This is a genomic window from Salinarchaeum laminariae, from assembly GCF_023204835.1.
GTDB lineage: Archaea > Halobacteriota > Halobacteria > Halobacteriales > Salinarchaeaceae > Salinarchaeum > Salinarchaeum laminariae.
This window is the reverse complement of record NZ_CP096270.1, coordinates 1,932,509-1,953,721: the sequence shown is the minus strand read 5'-3', so window position 1 is coordinate 1,953,721 and position 21,213 is coordinate 1,932,509. Positions and strand designations below refer to the sequence as shown.

The 21,213-nt window shown below is 65.2% G+C and carries 16 protein-coding genes; 11 read left to right on the top strand and 5 right to left on the bottom strand.

Annotation, left to right across the window (positions count from 1 at the left end):
- Positions 1 to 72: 72 nt before the first annotated feature.
- The 3 genes from MXF70_RS09130 to MXF70_RS09120 form a co-directional block, all read right to left on the bottom strand.
- Positions 73 to 516 (bottom strand): type IV pilin N-terminal domain-containing protein, encoded by a 444-nt coding sequence (locus MXF70_RS09130; protein WP_248515312.1) that lies wholly within the window; start codon positions 514 to 516, stop codon positions 73 to 75.
- 96 nt (positions 517 to 612) lie between these two features.
- Positions 613 to 1,713 carry a DNA topoisomerase IV subunit A gene (locus MXF70_RS09125; RefSeq protein ID WP_248515311.1) on the bottom strand — a complete coding sequence of 367 codons (1,101 nt, stop codon included), beginning with the start codon at positions 1,711 to 1,713 and terminating at the stop codon, positions 613 to 615.
- Between the two features lie 41 nt (positions 1,714 to 1,754).
- A complete protein-coding gene (locus tag MXF70_RS09120; RefSeq protein WP_248515310.1) occupies positions 1,755 to 4,235 on the bottom strand; it encodes a DNA topoisomerase VI subunit B in 2,481 nt (826 codons plus the stop codon).
- Positions 4,236 to 4,661: 426 nt separating this feature from the next.
- On the opposite strand from MXF70_RS09120, the gene gyrB reads away from it, so the two are divergent.
- The 5 genes from gyrB to trpB all read left to right on the top strand — a co-directional run bounded on the left by gyrB (position 4,662) and on the right by trpB (position 12,598).
- Entirely contained in the window at positions 4,662 to 6,614 is a 1,953-nt protein-coding gene (gene gyrB, locus MXF70_RS09115) for a DNA topoisomerase (ATP-hydrolyzing) subunit B (protein ID WP_248515309.1), read from the top strand.
- 119 nt (positions 6,615 to 6,733) lie between these two features.
- Positions 6,734 to 9,298 (top strand): DNA gyrase subunit A, encoded by a 2,565-nt coding sequence (gyrA, locus tag MXF70_RS09110; protein WP_248515308.1) that lies wholly within the window; start codon positions 6,734 to 6,736, stop codon positions 9,296 to 9,298.
- Positions 9,298 to 9,612, top strand: coding sequence for a nucleoside triphosphate pyrophosphohydrolase (locus MXF70_RS09105; protein WP_248515307.1), 315 nt, complete (start codon positions 9,298 to 9,300; stop codon positions 9,610 to 9,612). The genes gyrA and MXF70_RS09105 overlap by 1 nt, the downstream gene beginning before the upstream one ends.
- A 427-nt stretch (positions 9,613 to 10,039) precedes the next feature.
- Positions 10,040 to 11,344: a GTPase HflX gene (hflX, locus tag MXF70_RS09100; protein WP_248515306.1), complete on the top strand. Its 1,305-nt coding sequence runs from the start codon at positions 10,040 to 10,042 to the stop codon at positions 11,342 to 11,344.
- A 99-nt stretch (positions 11,345 to 11,443) separates the two neighbouring features.
- Positions 11,444 to 12,598: a tryptophan synthase subunit beta gene (gene trpB / locus MXF70_RS09095; RefSeq protein WP_248515305.1), complete on the top strand. Its 1,155-nt coding sequence runs from the start codon at positions 11,444 to 11,446 to the stop codon at positions 12,596 to 12,598.
- Between the two features lie 108 nt (positions 12,599 to 12,706).
- Here trpB and MXF70_RS09090 read toward each other — a convergent pair whose 3' ends face one another.
- On the bottom strand, positions 12,707 to 13,960 hold the full coding sequence (locus MXF70_RS09090; protein ID WP_248515304.1) for a Gfo/Idh/MocA family protein: 1,254 nt from the start codon (positions 13,958 to 13,960) through the stop codon (positions 12,707 to 12,709).
- Positions 13,961 to 14,188: 228 nt separating this feature from the next.
- Here MXF70_RS09090 and MXF70_RS09085 point away from each other — a divergent pair, with 228 nt between their 5' ends.
- From MXF70_RS09085 to MXF70_RS09070, 4 genes are all read left to right on the top strand, one after another.
- A complete protein-coding gene (locus MXF70_RS09085) occupies positions 14,189 to 15,277 on the top strand; it encodes a glucose 1-dehydrogenase (RefSeq protein WP_248518379.1) in 1,089 nt (362 codons plus the stop codon).
- Positions 15,278 to 15,404: 127 nt separating this feature from the next.
- Complete coding sequence (locus MXF70_RS09080) at positions 15,405 to 16,415, top strand: hypothetical protein (RefSeq protein WP_248515303.1); 1,011 nt, start codon at positions 15,405 to 15,407, stop codon at positions 16,413 to 16,415.
- Between the two features lie 105 nt (positions 16,416 to 16,520).
- The gene (locus tag MXF70_RS09075) at positions 16,521 to 17,636 is read left to right on the top strand and encodes a DoxX family protein (RefSeq protein WP_248515302.1); all 1,116 of its coding nucleotides are present in this window, start codon (positions 16,521 to 16,523) and stop codon (positions 17,634 to 17,636) included.
- Positions 17,637 to 17,736: 100 nt separating this feature from the next.
- The gene (locus MXF70_RS09070; RefSeq protein WP_248515301.1) at positions 17,737 to 18,012 is read left to right on the top strand and encodes a hypothetical protein; all 276 of its coding nucleotides are present in this window, start codon (positions 17,737 to 17,739) and stop codon (positions 18,010 to 18,012) included.
- A 98-nt stretch (positions 18,013 to 18,110) separates the two neighbouring features.
- Here MXF70_RS09070 and MXF70_RS09065 read toward each other — a convergent pair whose 3' ends face one another.
- Positions 18,111 to 19,667 carry a lipopolysaccharide biosynthesis protein gene (locus MXF70_RS09065; RefSeq protein WP_248515300.1) on the bottom strand — a complete coding sequence of 519 codons (1,557 nt, stop codon included), beginning with the start codon at positions 19,665 to 19,667 and terminating at the stop codon, positions 18,111 to 18,113.
- 111 nt (positions 19,668 to 19,778) lie between these two features.
- On the opposite strand from MXF70_RS09065, the gene MXF70_RS09060 reads away from it, so the two are divergent.
- Positions 19,779 to 20,006, top strand: coding sequence for a DUF6199 family natural product biosynthesis protein (locus MXF70_RS09060; protein WP_248515299.1), 228 nt, complete (start codon positions 19,779 to 19,781; stop codon positions 20,004 to 20,006).
- Positions 20,007 to 20,115: 109 nt separating this feature from the next.
- Entirely contained in the window at positions 20,116 to 21,150 is a 1,035-nt protein-coding gene (locus MXF70_RS09055; RefSeq protein WP_248515298.1) for a Gfo/Idh/MocA family protein, read from the top strand.
- Positions 21,151 to 21,213: the final 63 nt, after the last annotated feature.

Genomic DNA, 21,213 nt, shown 5'->3' with positions numbered 1-21,213 from the left:
GGTTCGAAAACGGCCCTCGACCAGCATCTCCGCACTGCTCGGCAGTGCAATCGTCTTTCCGGCTCGATTTGGTCAATCGCTCCCGCTTCCCGATTCGACAGTTCCCGATCCGAAGGCAGTGGGTTCACCATCGCCACCGGTCCAGTAGATCACGATCCGGTCGCCGGTGGTTACGTCCGAGAGGACGAGCTGGTTCCCCAAAGAAACGATGCCCGGCCCCTCGCCGCCGAGCTCGCCCCACGTTCCTCGCCGTTCTCCGTCGACCTCGATCACGATCGAGGTCGGGCTGACGGAGTCACCGCCGGCGTGCGTAATGTTCGCCGCGACGCCGCCATCGCGGTCGATCGTCTCGACCGTGAAGTCGGCGACTGGATCGCCGGGATCGTTCGCTCCCCACGCGTAGGACGCAGCCGTCAGTCCGAGAATCGTCACGAGCAAGAGCACCCCGATACCGACGGACGCGAAGACGAGCCAGCGAAACTGCTCGCGCGTGAGTCCGTCGTCGTCCTCCGACATGCACGATCGTACCCATTCAGGAGAGGTAAGTTGCTCGCACCGAGATCGAACGTCGACACCGGGCGGTGGCACGGATCGACCGCAGGATCCAGCCGATCAGATGTGGCCCATCGCCTCGAGGCGCTCGGGGAGGTAAGTGTCGGTCACGAAGTCGAGACCGTGCGACGCCAGGGCCTGCTGTTCGGACTTCTTCCCGATGTCGAGCTGCAGTTCGATCTGTTCGCGCCAGTAGTCGGTCTGGAACCGTGGGTCCTCGAGCTCGCTTTCCAGCGCGTTGACGTCGGAGTCCGCGAGCGGATCGGTCGGCAGGTCGTACTCGACGATGTCCTCTGGCTGGATGCCGATGAAGTCGGCTTCCGGGGTCGCGAGATACTCCGAGAGGTGTGCGGACTTGATGGAGCCGTAGGCGACGGAGCCGTAGATCCGGTAGGACCAGGGGTCACCGTCAGTGAACACGACGACTGGCAGGTCGAGCTCGTCGTGGAGGCGTTTGGTGAGCCGGCGAGTCGCCCGCGCCGGCTGGCCGCCGAGGTGGACGATGATCGTATCGTACTCCTCGTCGAACCCGTTCTCGACGAGCCGGTCGCGCATCCCACCGGTCTCGACGCACAGGACGAACTCGGCGTCGTTCTCGAGGAACTCGATGGTGTCGGGGTTGTTGGGAATCTGATAGCCGCCCTGCCCGACGTCGAGCTGGCAGTGGATCTCCCGGTCGCCACGGTTCGTCTGCTCGCGGAGGTGTAGCGGTCCCATCACCTTCGCGCCAGACTCCTCGGGCCGCATGTGGAAGTCCTCGCGAGTCACCTCGGTGACGATCTCGAGGTCTTCGACGAGCTGGTTGGACTCGTCCTGATCGTTGAACTGGGCCTCGTCGTTGTCCCAGGATTCTGAGAGGTAGTACAGCTCCCGGAGCGTCGAGGAGCGGTCCTGATCGAGCTGCTCGGCGAGGAAATCGACGGTGTAGACGGCCTTCAGGAGTTTCCGGGCGCCGCGAACGCTGTTCGCGGATCTCGTCGACGTGCGGTCGCCGTAGACCCAGACGTCCTCCTCCTCGGAGTACTCGATGTTGGATTTCGTCCGGGTCGGGATGGTCATGCTCGGGATGTCGCCTGCGTTCATCTGGTCGTAGATGTCCGCGGCGAGGTCGATCAGTTGCTCTCGGGCTTCGGCTTCGTTGAGGCGGGTGTCGGCTGTCATTGGTAGAGATCGTGGTGTGGTGTATCAGTCGATGCGGTCGGTCACTCGCTCACCGTCAGCTTCGGATCCTCGACGCCGTCGACCTGCAGGTCGTACTCGGCGTCGCCGTCGATTTCGTACGCGAGGGTGGCCGACTCACCCCCGCCGACGGACGGCTCCCAGGTGAGGAAGTACTCCCCGTCCATCTCCGTGACGCTCGCACCGTCGGAGACGTCGCGGGGTTCGGCGGTGACGATCTCGGTGAGCTTCGGGGACTCCGACCGGTCGCTGTTGTTCTCGACGGTCACCGAGACCGTTGTCGCGTCGCCGTTTGCTTCGACCGAGCGCTCGATCAACACGTTGTTCATGATCCGGGCGAGCGCGTCGTCGAAGACCGGCTCGTCCTGATCGGTGACCTCCGCTACCTTGCGAGCCATCTCCGGGAGGATCTCGCCGAGCTTGTTCTGTTTGTGCTTTCGCTGTTGCATCGACTGACGCTTCTTGAGGAAGCTCTTGAGCTCGCGAGCGGCCTCGCGAATCGCCAGTTCGATCTCGTCCTCCATCGCCGGCACGTTCGCGACGGCGTCCTTGGACTCGCTGGTGAAGGGGACGTTCGTCGACGCGACGTGAACCATGATGACTGCTGGGCCGTTCGGGATGCCCGAGCCGCCGGGCTGCTCGAGGTTGTAGTTCCGCCAGCCGATCGATTTCACCACGTCCGTCGTCGCACAGGCGCCTCGCTGATAGACCAGTGGCACGCGGTTCGCGAATCGCATCACGTCGACGGAGCCCTCCTCGGCGATCTCACCGCCGTAGGCGATCCCGGCTTCGACGATGAAGGGATCGCCGCCGTGGACGTCGGCGTCCCGCGTCGAGGCCGCGTAGAAGTCCGCGTCGTACTCCTTTTTCAGCCCCGCTTCGATCAGCCCGTCGGTGATCGGTGCGAGACAGGAGGTTGGCGGCGCCATCACGTCGACGGAGCGCATCCCTTCGAGCAGACTGCTCGCCGAGTTGCGATCGTCCTGAAGCGAGCGGACTTTCGGCGGCTCGTCGGGGACCGTCCGCGAGATCTCCCAGAGCGCCTCGATGACGTTCTCGCGGGCCGTATCCCCGATCGAGACGCCGTCACCCTGCTTCTCGGTCATGTCCGCGGAGCGCGCCACGTAGTCCTCGAGCTCGTCGAGCGTGAGGCGATCACGCGGGCCGGTCTCGGCAGTCAGCTTCTCTGCGATCCGGCGGGCGAGCCCGTCGAGCGTCTCGTCGTCCTTCCGGTCGCTCGTGGCGTCGTCGATGAGCGCATATACGTCGGCTCGACGGCGTGTTTCGGCGTCGAGATTGGCCTCGGCGTCGCCCATGCTCGCTTCCCCGTCGTCCCCGGCCGCCGCGTCGCCAGTCACCTGCGCCCAGACCGCTTCGACCGCGTTTTCCCGAACTGTGCTGCCGAACGCTTTCGGATGCTCCTCCTCGACGGCGTCGGCGGCGTTGTCGGCGATCGTCTCGAGTTCGTGGTAGCTCATCCGCTCGCGTTCCTCGAGGACGTTCGCGATTCGATCTGCGAAATCCGCCGTGGCCTCTTTCCCCTTGTTCGAGACCGCTTGCTGGACTGCGCGACGCACGTCCGCGTCCTCGTGGCTGTCTGGCGACGACCACGATAGCTCGCGGCCGAAGTGCTCGTCGCGGAAGGAGTCGATGATGCCGTCGGCGGTCTTCTTCCCGACGCGCGTGAACTCGCCCTGGAGAAACCCGGAGACGGAGTGGGAGTCCGTCGCCTTCAGCATCTTCAGGAGGGTGCCGAGCTCGACGCCGTGAGGGTGTGGCCGGATTTCGTCGGTCTCTGCCGGAAGCTCGTCGGTCGCGCGCTCGAACTTCAGCGGCTCGTCGAGCCCCGGTTCGCGGAGTTCGATCCGGGCGTGCGGGTTGACGACGGCAGTGTGGAGGACGTAATCGTGGAGCTGCTGGCGGGCGCGCATGTTCGCCTCCATCTCGAGTTCGATGCGCGTGCCGTGGGGCCGATCCCAGGTCGTCTCCTCCTCGGCGCGGATCTCGGGCTCGTTCTCGTCGGTGTCGATGATCAGCTCGAAATACTGTGCCCGGTCGGCGCCCTTCGGCCGAGAGGTAATCTCGGCGGGCTTCCCGCTCGTAAGCTGGGAGTAGAGGACGGCGGCGGAGATCCCGATCCCCTGCTGACCGCGGTTCTGCTCACGGACGTGGAACCGGGAGCCATAGAGGAGCTTCCCGAAGATCTTGGGGAGCTGCTCTTTCGTGATCCCTGGTCCGTTGTCCTCGACGGTGAGCCGGTAGTAGTCTCCGACCTCCTCGATCTCGACGTAGATGTCGGGAAGAATACCGGCCTCCTCCGTGGCGTCGAGTGCGTTGTCGACCGCCTCTTTGACCGCAGTTACGAGTCCTCGGGCCCCGCTGTCGAACCCGAGCATGTGCTTGTTCTTCTCGAAGAACTCCGCGATGGAGATAGCTCGCTGCGTCTCGGCGAGCTCCTCGGCAACTCCCTCCTCGGCGCCGAGGGTCTGCTGGAAGGACGTCATTACGGACCGGATAACGCCCGGGATGGTATAAGTCGTCCGCAACCAGGGTGAAAGTGGAGCGAAACTGAACGACGGCGCGGCGGTGACCGCTACTGTTGCCCGTCACGGTCCGAGAGGCCGGCTGATCGGGCAAATCGTCCGCATGTTCGCAGAATCGCACGACGACGCCGCATTGATCACACAGCCAACTACTGGGGCAGGTAGCACCTACAGCGGAGAGCGTAGGAGTACTCCGATACGACCGAAGCCCTCCGAATTCCAGGGGCCTAAGCCCCATTCGGGCAGTAACGAGGAATTGCTCGACGGAGGTTCGAGTATACTTCACCAGACTACACCCCGAAGATTAGTCGTTCCTGCACTCGCTCGCGCGCGAGCGCGCACACGGGGGATTTATGACCCCTGCACCGTAAGGCGGAATCAGGTTTTATGAACGGCGACGATCCGGCCTACGGCGCCGAGGAGATTCAGGTGCTGGAGGGCCTCGAAGCGGTCCGGAAACGGCCCGCGATGTACATCGGTTCTACCGACACGCGAGGGCTTCACCACCTCGTCTACGAGGTCGTCGACAACGCGATCGACGAGGCCCTCGCGGGCTACTGCGACTCGATCGGCGTGACCATCCACGAGGACGACTCCGTCACCGTCTCCGACGACGGTCGCGGGATTCCTGTGGATACCCACGCCGAGTACGACCGCCCTGCCGTCGAGGTCATCATGACGATCCTCCACGCCGGCGGAAAGTTCGACAACAAGTCCTACCAGGTCTCCGGAGGGCTCCACGGCGTCGGCGTCTCCGTGGTGAACGCGCTCTCCCAGCGGCTCGAGGTCCAGATCAAACGCGACGGCGCGCTCTGGACACAGTCCTTCGAGCGGGGCGAGCCCGCGGGGGACTTCGAACGAGTTCGCGATCTCGACGACGGAGAGGACACGGGCACGGAGATCCGGTTCTGGCCCGACCACGACATTTTCGAACACACGAACTTCTCCTTCTCGACGCTCGAGAGCCGGCTCCGAGAACTTGCATTCCTCAACTCCGGTGTCGAGATCGTGCTCACCGACGAGCGGGAAGAGGGCGATGACGACGCCTCGCTCAGCTCCGTCTTCGAGTACGAGGGCGGCATCCGGGAGTTCGTCACCTATCTCAACGAGACGAAGTCGGTGCTCCACGACGAGGTCATCTACTTCGAGGACGCGGACGACGCCGCCGGTGCGGAGGGCGAGGTCCACGTCGAGGTGGCGATGCAGGCTACCGAAGAGCTCCAGGGCTCGCTCCACGCCTTCGCGAACAACATCAATACGCGCGAGGGCGGCACGCACATGACCGGGTTCAAGACCGCTCTCACCCGGACCGTCAACGACTACGCCTCCGAGGAAGGGATGCTCGCGGATATCGACGGCACTCTCAAGGGCGACGACATTCGCGAGGGACTCACCGCCGTTATCTCGATCAAACATCCCGACCCGCAGTTCGAGGGGCAGACGAAGACCAAGCTCGGGAACTCCGAGGTTCGCGGCGTCGTCGAGAGCGCCGTGCACGAGCACCTCGGCACCGTCTTCGAGGAGAATCCCGACGTCGCTCGGGCCGTGATCTCGAAGGCCGTCGAGGCAGCCAAAGCCCGTATGGCGGCCAAGAAGGCCGAAGAGCTGACTCGCCGGAAGTCCGCACTCGAGAACACGGCGCTGCCCGGCAAGCTGTCAGATTGCCAGGTGCAGGATCCCGACGAAGCCGAGCTGTTCGTCGTCGAGGGCGACTCCGCAGGCGGCTCCGCAAAACAGGCCCGCAACCCCGAGAACCAGGCCGTGCTACCGATCAAGGGGAAGATCCTCAACGTCGAGAAACACCGCCTCGACCGGATTCTCGAGAACAACGAGATCCGCTCGTTGATCACCGCGATCGGCACGGGGATCGGCGACGAGTTCGACATGGAGGAGGCCCGCTACAAGAAGATCATCATAATGACGGACGCCGACGTCGACGGCGCCCACATCCGGACGCTGCTGCTGACGCTGTTCTACCGCCACATGCAGCCGCTACTGGAGGCCGGCTACGTCTACGCCGCGAAGCCGCCGCTCTACCGGGTCCGCTACCGCGGCGAGACCTACGACGCGATGACCGACGCCGAACGCGACCAGATCGTCGCCGAGAAATGTGACGGCAACCCCACGCAGGTCCAGCGATTCAAGGGCCTCGGCGAGATGAACCCCGATCAGCTCTGGGCGACGACGATGAACCCCGAGAACCGTCGGCTCAAGCGCATCACCGTCGAGGACGCCGCAGCAGCGGACCGCATGTTTTCGGTGCTGATGGGCGACGCCGTCGAGCCCCGCAAGAAGTTCATCGAGGAGCACGCCCCCGAAGCCGAGTGGGTCGACATCTGAACAGTCCATGCGTTCACAGGACACACCCCAGCCACACATCACACGACACAGCAACACATGACACGACACCGAAACCGGACGCGGCCGATCCATCGAACGCCCTCGGCCGGAGGTGAGGCATGAGCTCCGATCTTCCACAGGAGGGCAACATCGAGGCCGCCGACGTGGAGACGGTCCGCGTCGAGGACGAGATGGAGCAAAGTTACATCGACTACGCGATGTCCGTCATCGCCGGGCGGGCACTGCCCGACGTCCGCGACGGCCTCAAACCCGTCCACCGTCGCATCCTCTTCGCGATGCACGAGATGGGCGTCACCAGCAACTCCGGTCACCGGAAATGCTCCTCGATCGTCGGGGAGACGATGGGTGACTACCACCCACACGGGGACAGCCCGATCTACGACGCCCTCGTTCGGATGGCCCAGGACTTCTCGATGCGGTATCCGCTGGTCGACGGCCAGGGGAACTTCGGGTCGATGGACGGCGACCCGCCCGCGGCGATGCGGTACACGGAGGCCCGGATGTCGGAGATCTCCGAGGAGCTCCTCGAGGACATCGGCAAGGACACCGTCGACTTCTCCTCGAACTACGACGATAGGCTCCAGGAGCCCGAAGTGCTCCCCTCGGCGTTCCCGAACCTCCTCGTCAACGGCGCGTCGGGGATCGCCGTCGGGATGAGCACGAACGTTCCACCACACAACCTCGGTGAGGTGATCGACGCCGTCGTCCACCTCATCGACAACCCCGACGCGACGGTTCGGGACCTGATGGAGCACGTCCCCGGCCCGGATTTCCCGACCGGCGCGAACATCGTTGGCCGTGACGCGATCTACAAAGCCTACTCTGGCGGCCGCGGGCGACTCCGCCTCCGCGCCGAGTACGAGCTGGTACGGGAGGAGAACGGTTCGGACCGGATCGTCATCACGGAGATGCCCTACCAGCAGAACAAGGCGCGGATGGTCGAGCGGATCGCCGAGGACGTCAACGAGGGTACGATCGAGGGGATCAGCGACCTCCGAGACGAGTCCGACCGCGAGGGCGTCCGCGTCGTCGTCGAGTGCAAGCGCGGCGCGAACGTCGAACTCGTCGAAAATCAGCTGCTCGAACACCACCTCGAGCGAACGTTCAGCGTCATCCTGCTCGCGCTCGTGGACGGGCAGCCCCAGGTCCTGACGCTCAAGCAAGCCCTCGAGCACTACGTCGACCACCGTCGCGAGGTCGTCCGCCGGCGCAGCGAGTACGATCTCGAGGAGGCCGAACACCGCGCGCACATCCTCGAAGGCCGACTCCACGCGCTCGACAACATCGACGCCGTCGTCGAGCTGATCCGGAACTCCGAGGACCGGTCGGAGGCGGTCGACGGCCTGCAGGAGGAGTTCGACTTCACCGAGGAGCAGGCGATGCACGTCGTTCGAATGCAGCTCGGCAGCCTCACCTCGATGGAGGCCCAGGAGATCCGCGAAGAGTACGAGGACGTCCAGGCCGAAATCGAGCGCCTCGAAACCATCCTCGGCGACGAGGACGAGCTGATGGCGGTCATCAAGCGGGAGCTCCGCGAGGTCCAGGAGGAGTTCGACGACGACCGCCGGACGAAGATCATCGAGGACGACGGCACGGTTACCCACGAGGATCTCATCCCCGAGGCGGAGTCCGTTATCGTGCTCACCGAGGAGGACTACGTCAAGCGGATGCCCGCGGCGCGCTTCGACGACCAGCGGCGCGGTGGCAAGGGCGTGATCGGCGCCGACGTCAAGGAGGGCGACCGGGTCGACAGGGTGGTCACCGCGAACACGCACGACACGCTCCTCTGGTTCACCGAGTCCGGCGAGGTCTACGAAACTCGCGGCTTCGAGATCCCCGAGATGGGCCGGACCGCCCGCGGGACGGCGGCGGTCAACGTCCTCGACCTCGAGGACGACGAGTCCATCGCCACGGTGCTGGCCTACGACGAGATCGACACCGACCAGTACATCGTGACCGCCACGCGAGAGGGCTACGTCAAGCGGACGGTCGCGACCGCCTTCGAGAACGTCCTCTCGACTGGGATCATCGCCGCCGACGTCGACGAAGACGACGCGATCGTCGACGCCGCGATGACCTCCGGCACCGACGATCTCCTGATCGCCAGCGAGGGCGGAATGGCGATCCGGTTCCCCGAAACCGACGCCCGCGCCATGGGCCGGAGCGCCCGCGGGGTCGGCGGCATCGAGCTCGTCGGCGACGACATTGTCGCGGGGATCACGGCGATCTCCGACGCCGACGGCGAGTTGCTGACCGTCACCAGGAACGGCTACGGCAAGCGCACCAAACTCTCCGAGTATCGCCCACAGTCCCGCTTCGGCAAGGGACTCGTCGACATCGAGACCGTCGATCGTAACGGGTCGACCGTCGCCGTCGAGGCCGTCGACGCCGACGACCATCTCGTGCTCTACTCGCGCGATGGCCAGATCATGCGAACCCGCGCCGCCGACGTCTCCGTCGTCGGTCGAAACACGATGGGCGTCATCGTGATGGGCGTCGAGGAGGGCGACGAGGTAGCAGACGTCGCCGTACTCGACGTGAGCGACGACGAGGAAGGAGAGGAAGAAGCGGAAGAAGCGGAAGAAGCGGAAATAGAAGTAGAAGACGATGCCGGCGAGGCAGCCGAAGACGACGTGGAGTCCGAGTCGAACGGCGAGGAGTGATGGGACGGGAGTACGACAAACTCGTCCGTGACGAGATCCCGGCCGTCATCCGGGCCGACGGCGAGGAGCCGATCACCCACGTCGCCGACGACGAGGAGTACGAGCGCCGCCTCCGAGCGAAGCTCGTCGAGGAGGCCGAGGAGTTCGCCGAAAGCGGCGAGACGGACGAACTCGCCGACGTCCTCGCGGTGATCGACGCCTACCGGAAGCAGACCGATCTCGATCGGGACCGACTCGAGGCGCTACGAGCGGAGAAGGCAGCCGAGCGTGGTGGCTTCGACGACCGCATCGTGCTCGAACGCGTCGAAGAGTGAACGATCGGTGACAGTCAAGTCGAAGAGTGAACGATCGGTGACAGTCAAGTCGAAGAGTGAACGATCCGCAGTGTCCCGGCGGAACGTTTTTGACGCTCTCAGCGGTACCAGTGATCGTCCGATGACCCTTTTCGCCTGATCGGGAGCGTTCGTCGCTGGCTCGCGAGTTCGATCCTCGCACGGCTCCCCGTCAGCTGGTCGCCGTCATCTCTCGTCCCGTCGAATTGGTTGCTGTAGCGAGCGACCGTCAGCGCGGGGACGGCCACGATTCGGTGGTGGATCATCTGCGGCACGCTCTCGAACACGACGGTCTGGAGCGGCGCGTCCGTCGCGCTCGAAGGCGTCGCCAGCCGTCTCGGCGGCTGGCGAGCCGCGTTCGATCGGCGCCGCGACGGATCGAACCGAGAGCGACAGCTACGGGTAATCCATGCAAGCAATCGCGGTACGGCGACGACGAGACGAACCGATCGATGCAACCGAACTGCGCGGCCTCGCGGAGACCGCCGGTTACGAGGTGATCGAGACGATCGGCCAGCGGCGCACGGAGGATTCGACCTACCACGTCGGGCGCGGAAAGGCAGAGGAGCTGGCCGAGCTAGCAGCAGAAACGAACGCCGACGCGATCGTGATCGACGATCAGGTGACGCCACAGCAGGCCTACCACCTCGAAGAACTGTGCCCGCCGGAGACGCGGGTGCTCGGCCGATACCGGCTGGTCCTCGAGATCTTCGCGGATCGCGCGACCGACCGGACCGCACAGCTACAGGTCGAACTCGCCGAACTACGGTACGAACGGAAGCGGGTGCGGGCGGCGCTCAAACTCGAAGAGGACGCCGCGAACGAGCGCCGGACGCTGGGTGAGTTCGAAGCCAGCGAACAGGGCGAGATCAAACACATCGACGAGCGAATCGAGGCCCTGCAGAACGAACTCGACTCGACGAGAGCAGTTGTCGAGCAGCGGCGTGAGCGGCGGAGCGATGCCGGATTCGATCACGTCGCGATCGCGGGCTACACGAACGCCGGCAAGTCGACGCTGTTGCGACGGCTGGCCGACGAGGAGAGCGCACTCGATGAGGCTGCCACGAGCGAGGACTCGCCGGAGCTGACGGAGCGAATCACGGTTCAGGATCGACTCTTTGAAACGCTCGAGACGACGACGCGCCGAGCGACGATCCAGGGACGGCGCGTCCTCCTGACGGACACGGTTGGCGTCGTGAGCGACCTGCCACACTGGCTCGTTCGGTCGTTCCGGTCGACGCTGCGTGCCGTCGAGGAAGCGGACGCGGTGGTGCTGGTCCTCGACGCGAGCGCGCCGCAGGAGCGTTTCCAAACGCGCCTCGAGACGGCAGTCGAAACGCTTACCGATCGGACCGACGCGCCGGTGCTCCCCGTCGCGAACAAGGTCGACGCCGTGGACGAGGAGCAGTTGTCAGCCCGGCGGCGACAAATTCGCGATCGGCTGTCTGGAGCGGATCCGGTTCCGATCAGCGCGCTCGATGGAGTGGGATGTGAGACGGTCCGGGGACGGATCGCCGATCTTGTTCCATCTGAAACGGTCGATCTCACGCTGCCGAACTGTCCGGAGACGATGCGTTTGATTTCGACGGCCTACGACGAGCTGTCGGTCGATACCGCCAGCTACGAGGGCGAGTCCGTGCGGATCGTCGCGAGTGGACACCCTGTCGCGGCGAATTGCCTGAAGACGCAAGCGGAAGAGCTCCCCGGCCGCTGAGGACATTGTGAACATATGGCACGAACTGGATATCCCTCACCATCGATGTACGTGAATGTCGATACGTATTAGTGCGAGCGCCGACGGCTTTCGCTCGGTATGACAGCAGACGACGGTGCGTTCGGCAGCTACGGGGGACGGCACGTCCCGCCGGTCATGGAGGAGCCACTCGAGCAACTCACCGAGGCATTCGAGAACGTGGTTCCGAGCGACGAGTTTCAGGCGTCGCTTCGCGAGACGCTGGAGGAGTACGCCGGTCGGCCGACGCCGCTCTATCACGCCGAGAACCTCTCGGATCGCTTCGGTGCGGAGATCTATCTCAAGCGCGAGGATCTGCTCCACGGCGGCGCACACAAGATCAACAACACCGTCGGGCAGGGCCTGCTCGCGAAGGCCGCGGGGAAAGAGCGGCTCATCGCCGAGACGGGCGCGGGCCAGCACGGCACCGCGACGGCGATGGTCGGCGCGATGCTCGACATCGACACAGAGATCTACATGGGCGCGAAGGACGTCGAGCGCCAGCGGATGAACGTCTTCAGGATGCGCCTGATGGGCGCCGAGGTCAACGAAGTCACGCAAGGGGGTGAGGGGCTCGCGGACGCCGTCGACGCCGCGCTCGAGGACTTCGCCAAGAACGTCGAGGACACCCACTACCTCGTGGGCTCGGTCGTCGGACCGGACCCGTTCCCACGAATGGTTCGCGAGTTCCAGTCCGTCATCGGGCAAGAGGCACGCGAGCAAATCCAGGAGCGTGAGGGCCAGCTTCCCGACGCCTGTGTCGCCTGCGTCGGCGGCGGCTCCAACGCGATCGGGCTGTTCCACGCCTTCCGCGACGACGACGTGGCGTTCTACGGCGCAGAGGGCGGTGGGGAGGGCGCGGATTCGAACCGCCACGCCGCCCCGCTCGACACCGGCACCGACGACGTCCTTCACGGCATGCAGACACGCGTCATCGACGAGGACGTCGACGTTCACTCCGTATCGGCAGGTCTCGATTACCCCGGCGTCGGCCCCGAGCACGCGATGTTCCGCGAGGTGGGCCGCGCCGAATACGTCGGCGTTGAGGACGACCGCGCGCTGGAGGCCTTCCGGACGCTCTCCGAAGAAGAGGGGATCATTCCTGCTCTGGAGACCAGCCACGCGATCGCGCTCGCGGAGGATCTGGCCGACGAGCACGACGTCATCGTCATCAACTGCAGCGGACGCGGCGACAAGGACGTGGACCAGGCCGCCGAGCAGTTCGACCTGGCGTAGCGGTCGACGGCACTATCCAGTAGTCGAACAAACCACTGAAGCGAACTCCGCTCCTGCCAGAATTGTCTCGCGCACTCCCTCAGACTCGTTCTCTCATTCTCTCAGTGGTCAGTCGTCTCCGGTCAGGCCCGCCGCACTCGGATCGAACTCGCCACGGGCGGGCTCTGGGACGTAGTCCTCCAGATCGACGTCGTCGAGGACGATCCGCGCGCCCTCCTCGGCAGCCTTGTAGGAGGCCATACAGAGCTCGACGACTTCGAGACCGTCGTAGAGGTCTTCGCGAGCGTTCTCACCGTCGCGGAAGGCGTCGACCACGTGGCGATTCTGCTGGAGATAGCCGTAGGCGTTGGCCTCGTCGGGAATGACGGGCATCTCGCCCTGGCCAGCCTGTTGTTTCTCGACGACGTAGCCCGTCTCGTCCTCCACGTCGCTGGAGAAGAACACGTCCGTTCCAGATTCGAGCGTGTTGATCGTCCCGGAGTACTCCGGGCCGAGTAGCTCGATCGTGATCCGGAGTCCGGTGCCGACGTAACACCAACTGTTCGTGGCCTCACCCACGACGATCTCGCCGTCTTCGGTCTCGTAGAACACGGTCGCGTGGGCGTAATCTTCCGATGGCTCGGATCGGTAGTCCACGTCGAAGTTCTCCGCGAGTTCGTCGGCGTACTCGTCTCGAGTCCACTTCAGGGTCGAGAGGTCACAGCTCACGGCGACCGGCGTGAGCGCCTCACCGCTGGCGGACTCGAGCAGATGTTTGTTCACCTTGTGTGAGTGACACATCATGTCGCTTAGCACGCCGCCGCCCTGCTTCTCGCCGTCCCAGAACCACGCGGAGTGGGGCCCGGCGTGTTCTTCGGCCGATCTGGCGAGGTAAGGGCGGCCGGTCGCCGCGGCACCGTCCCAGAGGAGATCCTTGAGTTTCGCGACGCCCGGCATGTACACCTGATTCTCGAGGTAGGCGTGCGCGACGTCGATCCGTTCGATCAGTTCGACGACGCGCCTGGCTTCGGCGAGATTTCGCGCGAGTGGCTTCTCGATCGCGATGCCCGTGAGCTCCGCGCCGTCCTCGATCGCTTCGACGACGCTCTCCACGACGTCGACGCGGGTGAAGTTCGGGCTGGTGATCCAGAGCGCGTCGACGTCCGGATCGCGAGTGAGTTCGCCGACGGACTCGTGGACCGCCGGATCACCGCACTCGGTCTCGCGGATCGAGTCGGCCACTCGCTCGGCCGTGCTCGTCGTGGGATTGTAGATTCCCGCGCCGTGGGCGTGGCGAATGCCGCGAAGCGTTTCGGCGTGGAACGTCTCGGTGATGAATCCGGCACCGACGAAACCGATGCCGAGTGAGTCTGTCGAGGACATTACTGTCTGTGAGATTCGCGCAGTCGACCATAAGCGCCGCCCCTGTTCCGGTATCCAAACACTGTCGCCGTTCGTCTCGCCACGTCTCGACCTCAAACCCACCGATAGCGCCGCTACCGGACGGCAGGGCCGCCAAAGGGTACTTTATTACGTTACGGACGGAAAAGTCGCGTCGATGAGTATGCTGACGACGCCCAGCGGTCAGCCGATGGAGTGTGAACGCCGATGATGCGCGCGATCGCGGTCGAACGCGGCGAGACCGATCCACGCGTTATCGAGATCGAAGAGCCCGAACCCGCCGACGGCGAGGTGCTCGTCCGCACGCTCCGCGTCGGTATCGACGGCACGGATCACGAGGTCATCGGGAGCAACCACGGCGGCTACCCCGAGGACGAGGAGTTCCAGATCCTCGGGCACGAGGCCATCGGCGTCGTCGAAGATGCCGGCGAGACCGACCTCGAGGACGGCCAGCTCGTCGTCCCCACAGTGCGCCGGCCGCCGGGTGGCGACGCCCACGGATCGGGTGGCGAGCCCAACGAGTTCTTCGACCACGACGAGCCGGACATGGCGCCCGACGGCGAGTACGTCGAGCGCGGCATCGCCGGCGCCCACGGTTACATGGCGGAGTATTTCACCAGTGAACCGCGCTATCTCGTTCCGGTCCCCGAGGAGTTCGCAGAGATCGGCTTCCTCGTCGAGCCGATCAGCAACTCCGAGAAGGCGTTCGATCTCGCCACCGCAGCACGCTCGACCTTCGAGTGGGACCCCGAGAGCGCGATCGTGCTGGGCAACGGCCCGCTCGGGCTCCTCACCCTCGCGATGTTCGACGCAAAGGGGTTCGACCGATCGTACTGTCTGGGTCGCCGGGATCGGCCGGATCCGACGATCGACGTCATCGAGAAGCTGGGCGCGACCTACGTCGACTCCCGCGAGACGCCCGTCGACGAACTGCCCGACGCCCACGAGCCGATGGATTTCGTCTACGAGGCCACCGGCTACGCACCCCACGCGTTCGAGACGATCGACGCGCTCGCCCCGAACGGCGTCGGCGTCCTCCTCGGCATCCCCGGCGATTGGGAGTTCGAGATCGACGGCGGCCGACTCCACCGCGAGTTCGTCCTCGAGAACAAGGCCCTGCTTGGCTCGGTGAACTCCCACGTTCCGCATTTCGAGGCTGCCGTCGAAACGCTCGGCGAGTTCCCGGAGTGGTTCACCGACGCGATCGTCACGCACGTCTTCGAGCCCGAGGACGTCGACCACGCCTTCCAGACCGGCGACGATCGAATCAAGGTCGTCGTCGAGTTCGACGATCTGTAGACTGATTGAGGGAATAGGTTCTCAGGCGGGGGATTTCGGTACCCCACCTCGCCGTGGTCCGAAGTCTTTTGCGTCGGCTGTTACTCGAAGAACGTATCCGAGTCAATACATCGGATTGCAACCACTCATGACAACGGAATACGGAGCCAGCTACTTCGGCGTCAGGAATCGAACCCACGCAGAGACCGATCTCGAGCGCTTCGAGGACGCGGGCCTCAACGCGGTCTTGCATACGTTCAGCGAACGGGACAAACGCTACTACGAGGAGACGATGCAGGACATCGTCGCCTCGAGCAAGGACCGCGGATTCGAGGTCTACGTCAACCCATGGAGCGTCGGCCGCGTCTTCGGCGGCGAGGCGTTGTCGCAGTTCATCGGCGAGCATCCCGAGTCCCAGCAGGTCACCTCCGAGGGCCAGCGGATCGCCGCCGCCTGTTTCAACGCGCCTGATTTCCGGGAGTACATGCGCGAGTGGACGGAATCTGCAGCAGGACTGGGGGCCGACGTTCTCTTCTGGGACGAGCCACACTGGTTCCTGCCGGAGTGGTTCGAGGAGGAGTTCGCTGACGACGAGTGGGGCTGTCGCTGTGAGCACTGCCAGGCACGGTACGAGGACACCTACGGCGAGCCGATGCCGGAGGAGGTCACCGACCGCGTTCAGGAGTTCAAGGCCGACCAGCTCATGGATTTCCTCGAGGAGATGATGGCGATCAGCCGGGAGGAGGGCTGTGAGAACGCAGTCTGCCTGCTCCCGAGCGAGGACGCCGACCACGGCCTCAGCGACTGGGACCAGCTCGCAGCGAGCGAGTACCTCGACGTGCTCGTCACCGACCCCTACTGGGGCGTCTTTCCGGAGGCCGAGGGCCCCGAGGAGTTCGTCGGCTACTTCTCCGAGAAGGTCGCCGACATGGCAGAGGAGTACGACCTGCGTGGCCAGATCTGGATTCAGGGCTTCCGCCTGCCAGCGGGCTCGACGGAAGAGGTCAAGACCGCCACTCGGACCGCAATCGAGAGCGGCGTCGACAGCGTGATGCTGTGGGGGTACGACGGCTGCAAATCCATCTCCGACATCGCCTGCGAAGAGCCCGAGGACGTCTGGAACGGGTTCCTCGAGGAAGTGCAGGCGGCACAGGAGTAGCGATTCGACCCGAGTCCCGGTGGCGGAAACGCATCGGCGTACGCAGCCGGTAGCAGGGCGTCGGGAGTCCAAACGAGTATCCCACGCCGCGCCCTACACTGACCGATGCGTTCGCTGTTCCGCTCGAGCACGATTGCGGCGCTGGTCGTCGCGCTGGCGCTCGCCACGAGACCGGTCGCGGCTCACGTCGAGTATACCGCGGAGAACCCCGAACGGACGGAGCCGCTCGCGTTCCTCACCGACGTCGTCTCGGAGCCGTTCAACGCGGCGCTGTTGCTCGGCGGCGCGGTAACTGTCCTGCTCGCCGTCGTGGCCTATCTCCGGATCTTGCCGCTCCGCCGTGACGTCGCCGTGTTCCGCGAGGCCGTCACAGAGTACGAGGATCTGCTGCCCTGGCTCCTCCGATTGAGTTTCGGGCTTCCACTCGTCGGCGCCGGATTCGCGGGCTACTTCGTGAGCCCGGCCGTGACGCCGTCGGGCACTGGCCTTCTCGCGATCAGCCGGCTGTTTCAGATCGCGATCGGCTTCGCGTTGCTGTTCGGTCTGGCGACGCGAGCCGCGGCGTTCGTCGGGCTCGTGAGCTATCTCGCAGTCGCGGTGATCGAGCCGCGGATCCTGCTCGCGATGGAGTACGTTCCGGGATTCCTGGCGATCGTGCTACTGGGGAGCGGTCGGCCCAGCGCCGACAGGGTGCTCGAGACCGTCGCGTCCGCCGAGGGAACCGTCTACGGCCAGATCGACCCGATCCATCGGCTGAGCGGCTGGTTCCGAGTTCGCGTCGCCCCCTACCACGAGTACGTCCCGACGGTGATCCGCGTCGGGCTGGGCGTCAACTTCGTCTACCTGGGGCTCGTCGAGAAGCTCCTCGCTCCGGGAACCGCCCTCTCCGTCGTCGACAAGTACGACCTCACGGCGGTCGTGCCGGTCGATCCAGGGCTCTGGGTGGTCGGTGCCGGCGTCACCGAGATCGCGCTCGGCGTCGCGCTCGTCCTCGGTGCGTTCACCCGCGCGGATTCCCTCGTCGCACTGCTGATGTTTACCCTCACGCTGTTCGCGTTGCCGGACGACCCCGTCCTCGCCCACATCTCGCTGTTCGGGCTCGCGTCGGCGCTCATCGTGACCGGCCCCGGTCCGTACTCCCTCGACGACAAGCTCGTCGGGTGGTTCTCCAGCGCACCCAGCGGAGCGGACTCCGGAACGCCGAGTCCCGGTGGAGAGTAGCGCGGACGGCAGCAGATCGAAATCCTCCCACCGGTATTCACTCCCAGTACCCGACACGCAGAGCGAAATTGACAGGAGGCCACGATCCTCACGTCCCGGCATGGCACAGACCGTCGGCGACCTCCGCAACGAGATCAGACTCGCAGTCGACCGGTTCGAGCGCCCCGATTCGGCCGGCTTCACCAAGGAGTCACTCGCTGCGATCTGCGAGGCCGTCGGCTACGGGATCGACCACGACAGCTACCCACCGAAGGCGGCGATGCGAGCTGGGATCCGCGAGTCGATCGACGAGTTCGAACCCGAACCCGATGCCGCCGAGCGGTCCTTCCGCAAGGCCGACCTCCAGACGATCGCTGCAGAACTCCGCGAGGAATAGCTGGGTGGTGGGGCGCCTACCCTCCGATCGCTCCGACCCCTTCGATTCCACTGATCCCCAGATCGTTCCCACCGATCCCATCGCTTCCATGCTGGCCTTCAGAACGGCAACTGTTCTGCTAGTGCGACCCGATACCGCCCGCTCAGCTCTCTGACGACCAGCAAATCGCGCTCGTCGACGCCGAGGAGCCACAGCGCGCCGAGGTAACTCACGATCCCTACGACCAACGCGACCGCGATCCCCAGCGGCCCGCCGACGAGCCTTCTGACCCCGGCCATCACTGCGATCATCGTCGCGCCCGCGCCGAGTGGCGTGAGGAAGGAGCGATCCCACGGCCAGAGGCCCTCGAACCGCCTGAGCATGAGCACCTGCAGGAAGTTTTGCACCGCGATCGCGAGGGAGGTTCCGAGCGCCGCGCCGACGAGGCCAAAGGTTACGACGAACGCGTAGGTCAGACCGACGTTCAGGACGGCGAGGAGCCAGTCGAGTGCCATCCGCGCGTACTGGTGATCGGTCATCATGAGCAGCCAGCCGGTCGCGCCGACGGCGCTGCCGACGAGCACGCCGCCCAGGTAGACCCCGAGCGGGAGATAACCGCGCGTGTACGTGTCGCCGAACAGTCCGAGCAGCTCCCGGCCGAAGACGAGCTGCACTGCCACGATCGGAAGTACGGTCGTCACGATCAGCCGCGTCGCGGAGGTATAGACCGCGTTCAGCGTCTCGACGTCGTCGTCCGCGTAGAGGTCGGAGGCGACGGGCGGGAGGAGCTGATTGAACGCCATGAGCGGAATCCACGCGATCGCGACCAGAACGAGAACGACGTTGTAGATCCCGGCTGCGACGGCGGTGAGCAAGGCGCCGACGAGAAAGACGTCGACGCGGTTCTGGAAGATTTTCCCGAGACTGCTCATCGCGACCGGAGCGGCGTAGCGGTAGTAGTCCGCGGCGTCCGATCGCGTGATCCGGAACGTCGGTCGAATGCCAGTCACGCGCGTCGTCACCGGCACGCCAATCGCGACGAGGACCGCCATGCACGCCACCATCGCGCCGGCGATCCCGACGACGGAGTAGCCCAGCGCGAGCGCCGCGAGCGCGCCGAGCAATCGGGCTGCTGGTCGGAGGAGCTTGTTGAAGAGCACCTCGCCTCGTGCAGATCCCACGGCACGGAAGATCGCCGAGAGGATCATCACGAGGCCGATCAGGACGACGAGGACGGCAAAGATGCGCAGGGCCGGCGTGAAGGCAGAATTATCGACGGTCGCGGCGTCGATAGTCGGCGCGAGAAGCCAGATCCCACCGGCGATCAGCGCGCCGACGACGAGCGTCGTGAGGTAGGCGAGCCCGGCCGTTCGTGCGCGTTCGTCCGGATCGTCCTCCGTGGCGGGGAGGTACCGCTGGAGTGCGGGCACGCTGCCGAACGTCACCAGACGGACGAGCGTCTCCGCGATCCGCCAGGCGAAGGCGTAGACTCCATACGCCACGGGACCGAGTCCACGGGCGAGGACGAGCTCCGTCGCCGAGACGAGCGCTCGTTGCACCGAGACGCCACCGCTGGTCACGACCGCACCGTGGGCGATCGTCACCAGTGCCTCTCGCTCCGCCGTCGAGACCGCCGATTCGTCGCCGTCCGGTTGCTCATCGGATCGCTCCGTCACTGTTCACTTGCCGATTTCGGTGCCGAGTGATAAAGCGCTCCGAAGCCGGAACGCGGACCCGGCACTCGGGTATCACGAATCTATATGTACCGTCCAATTCTCGGCGGAATCATGTGCTCTGGCGCACCGGTTGCCGCGATGTTCGGTTTGCTCATCGGCCCACCGCTCTGGAAATGGCCCCGAGGCATCGCGAAGTTCCAGGAGTGGTTCGACGCCATCGGGCGAGCATCCGCGGGGCCGGTCGAGCCCGCGGAGTGGAAGGTCGGCATGACGTACGTGACCGGAATTGGGCTGACGATCGTCGGTATTCTGGGCGCTGCGGTCTGTTTCCTGCTCTGAGGGGCGGGAATAGACGTCGGTAGCGAGTGCAGCGTACTGGTGAGATCACCCTAATCGCGGCAGTTTCCGCCAGCCGAACCTTTGTGACCCGGCGCGATCATCTCCGCGTATGACCTACCGATTCGTCGGCGCGAACTTCGATCAGATGCACATGAACACGAACCTCGAGTGGGTCGCCGACCACCCCGACGCCGAAATCGTCGGCGTCTGCGACGAGGACCCCTCGACCTCGACCGGATCGCTCGACGACGCCGTCGAGGAGCACGACATTCCCGAAAGCGCGGTGTTCGACGATCTCGAGGCCTGCATCGAGGCGACCGATCCCAATGTGGTTCTGGGCTGTCCGATGAACTCCGAACACGCCGAGTTCGTCGAGCGGGTCGCGCCCTACGACGTGCACGTCGCACTGGAGAAACCCCTCGCTGACACCCTCGAGAACGCCGATAGAATGATCGACGCGATGGCCGGAACCGACGGGCTACTCGCCCTGAACTGGCCCGTGATGTGGGATCCCACCAAGCACGCAGTCCGCGAACTCGTCGCGGACGGCACGATCGGCGACGTCGTCGAAATCCAGTACTACGGCGGGAACGCCGGCGCACCTCCTGCGGACAGCTGGTTCTACGATCCCGCGGCCGGCGGTGGCTCGATGCTCGACTACCTCGGCTACGGCGCGACCTTCTCGACGTGGTTCCGCGACGGCGAACTCCCCGAATCCGTCACCGCGGAGGAGTACGTTCCCGACGACCTCGACGTCGACGTCCAGTCCTCGACCGTCGCACGGTTCGAGGATGGTCTCTCGGCGTTTCAGACCTCCTGGCGGATGCCGACGAACCCCTGGGAGATCGAGCCGCAGCCGATGAAGGGCTACGTGCTCGTCGGAACGGAAGGGGCGATCTCGACGGTGGAGCGCGGCGTTCCGATCCGCGTCCAGACCGACGAGGAGCCCGAGGGGTACGAGGTCGAGCCCGAGCCGCTGGCCGATCGCTTCCAGAACCTGATCTACTACCTGATCGATCGGCTGGAGACCGATGAGGCGCTCGAAGGGCCGTGCGATCCCGAGTTCTGCCGGGACGCCCACCGGATCGTGGAGACCGCGAAACGGAGTGCGGAGGCGGGCGAGCGGCTCGATCTGGTTGAGTAGTAGCGGTATCGTCAGGTCGCGATCCAGGCAGACAGAACAGGCGGCCAGCGGTGCGGTGGAGGT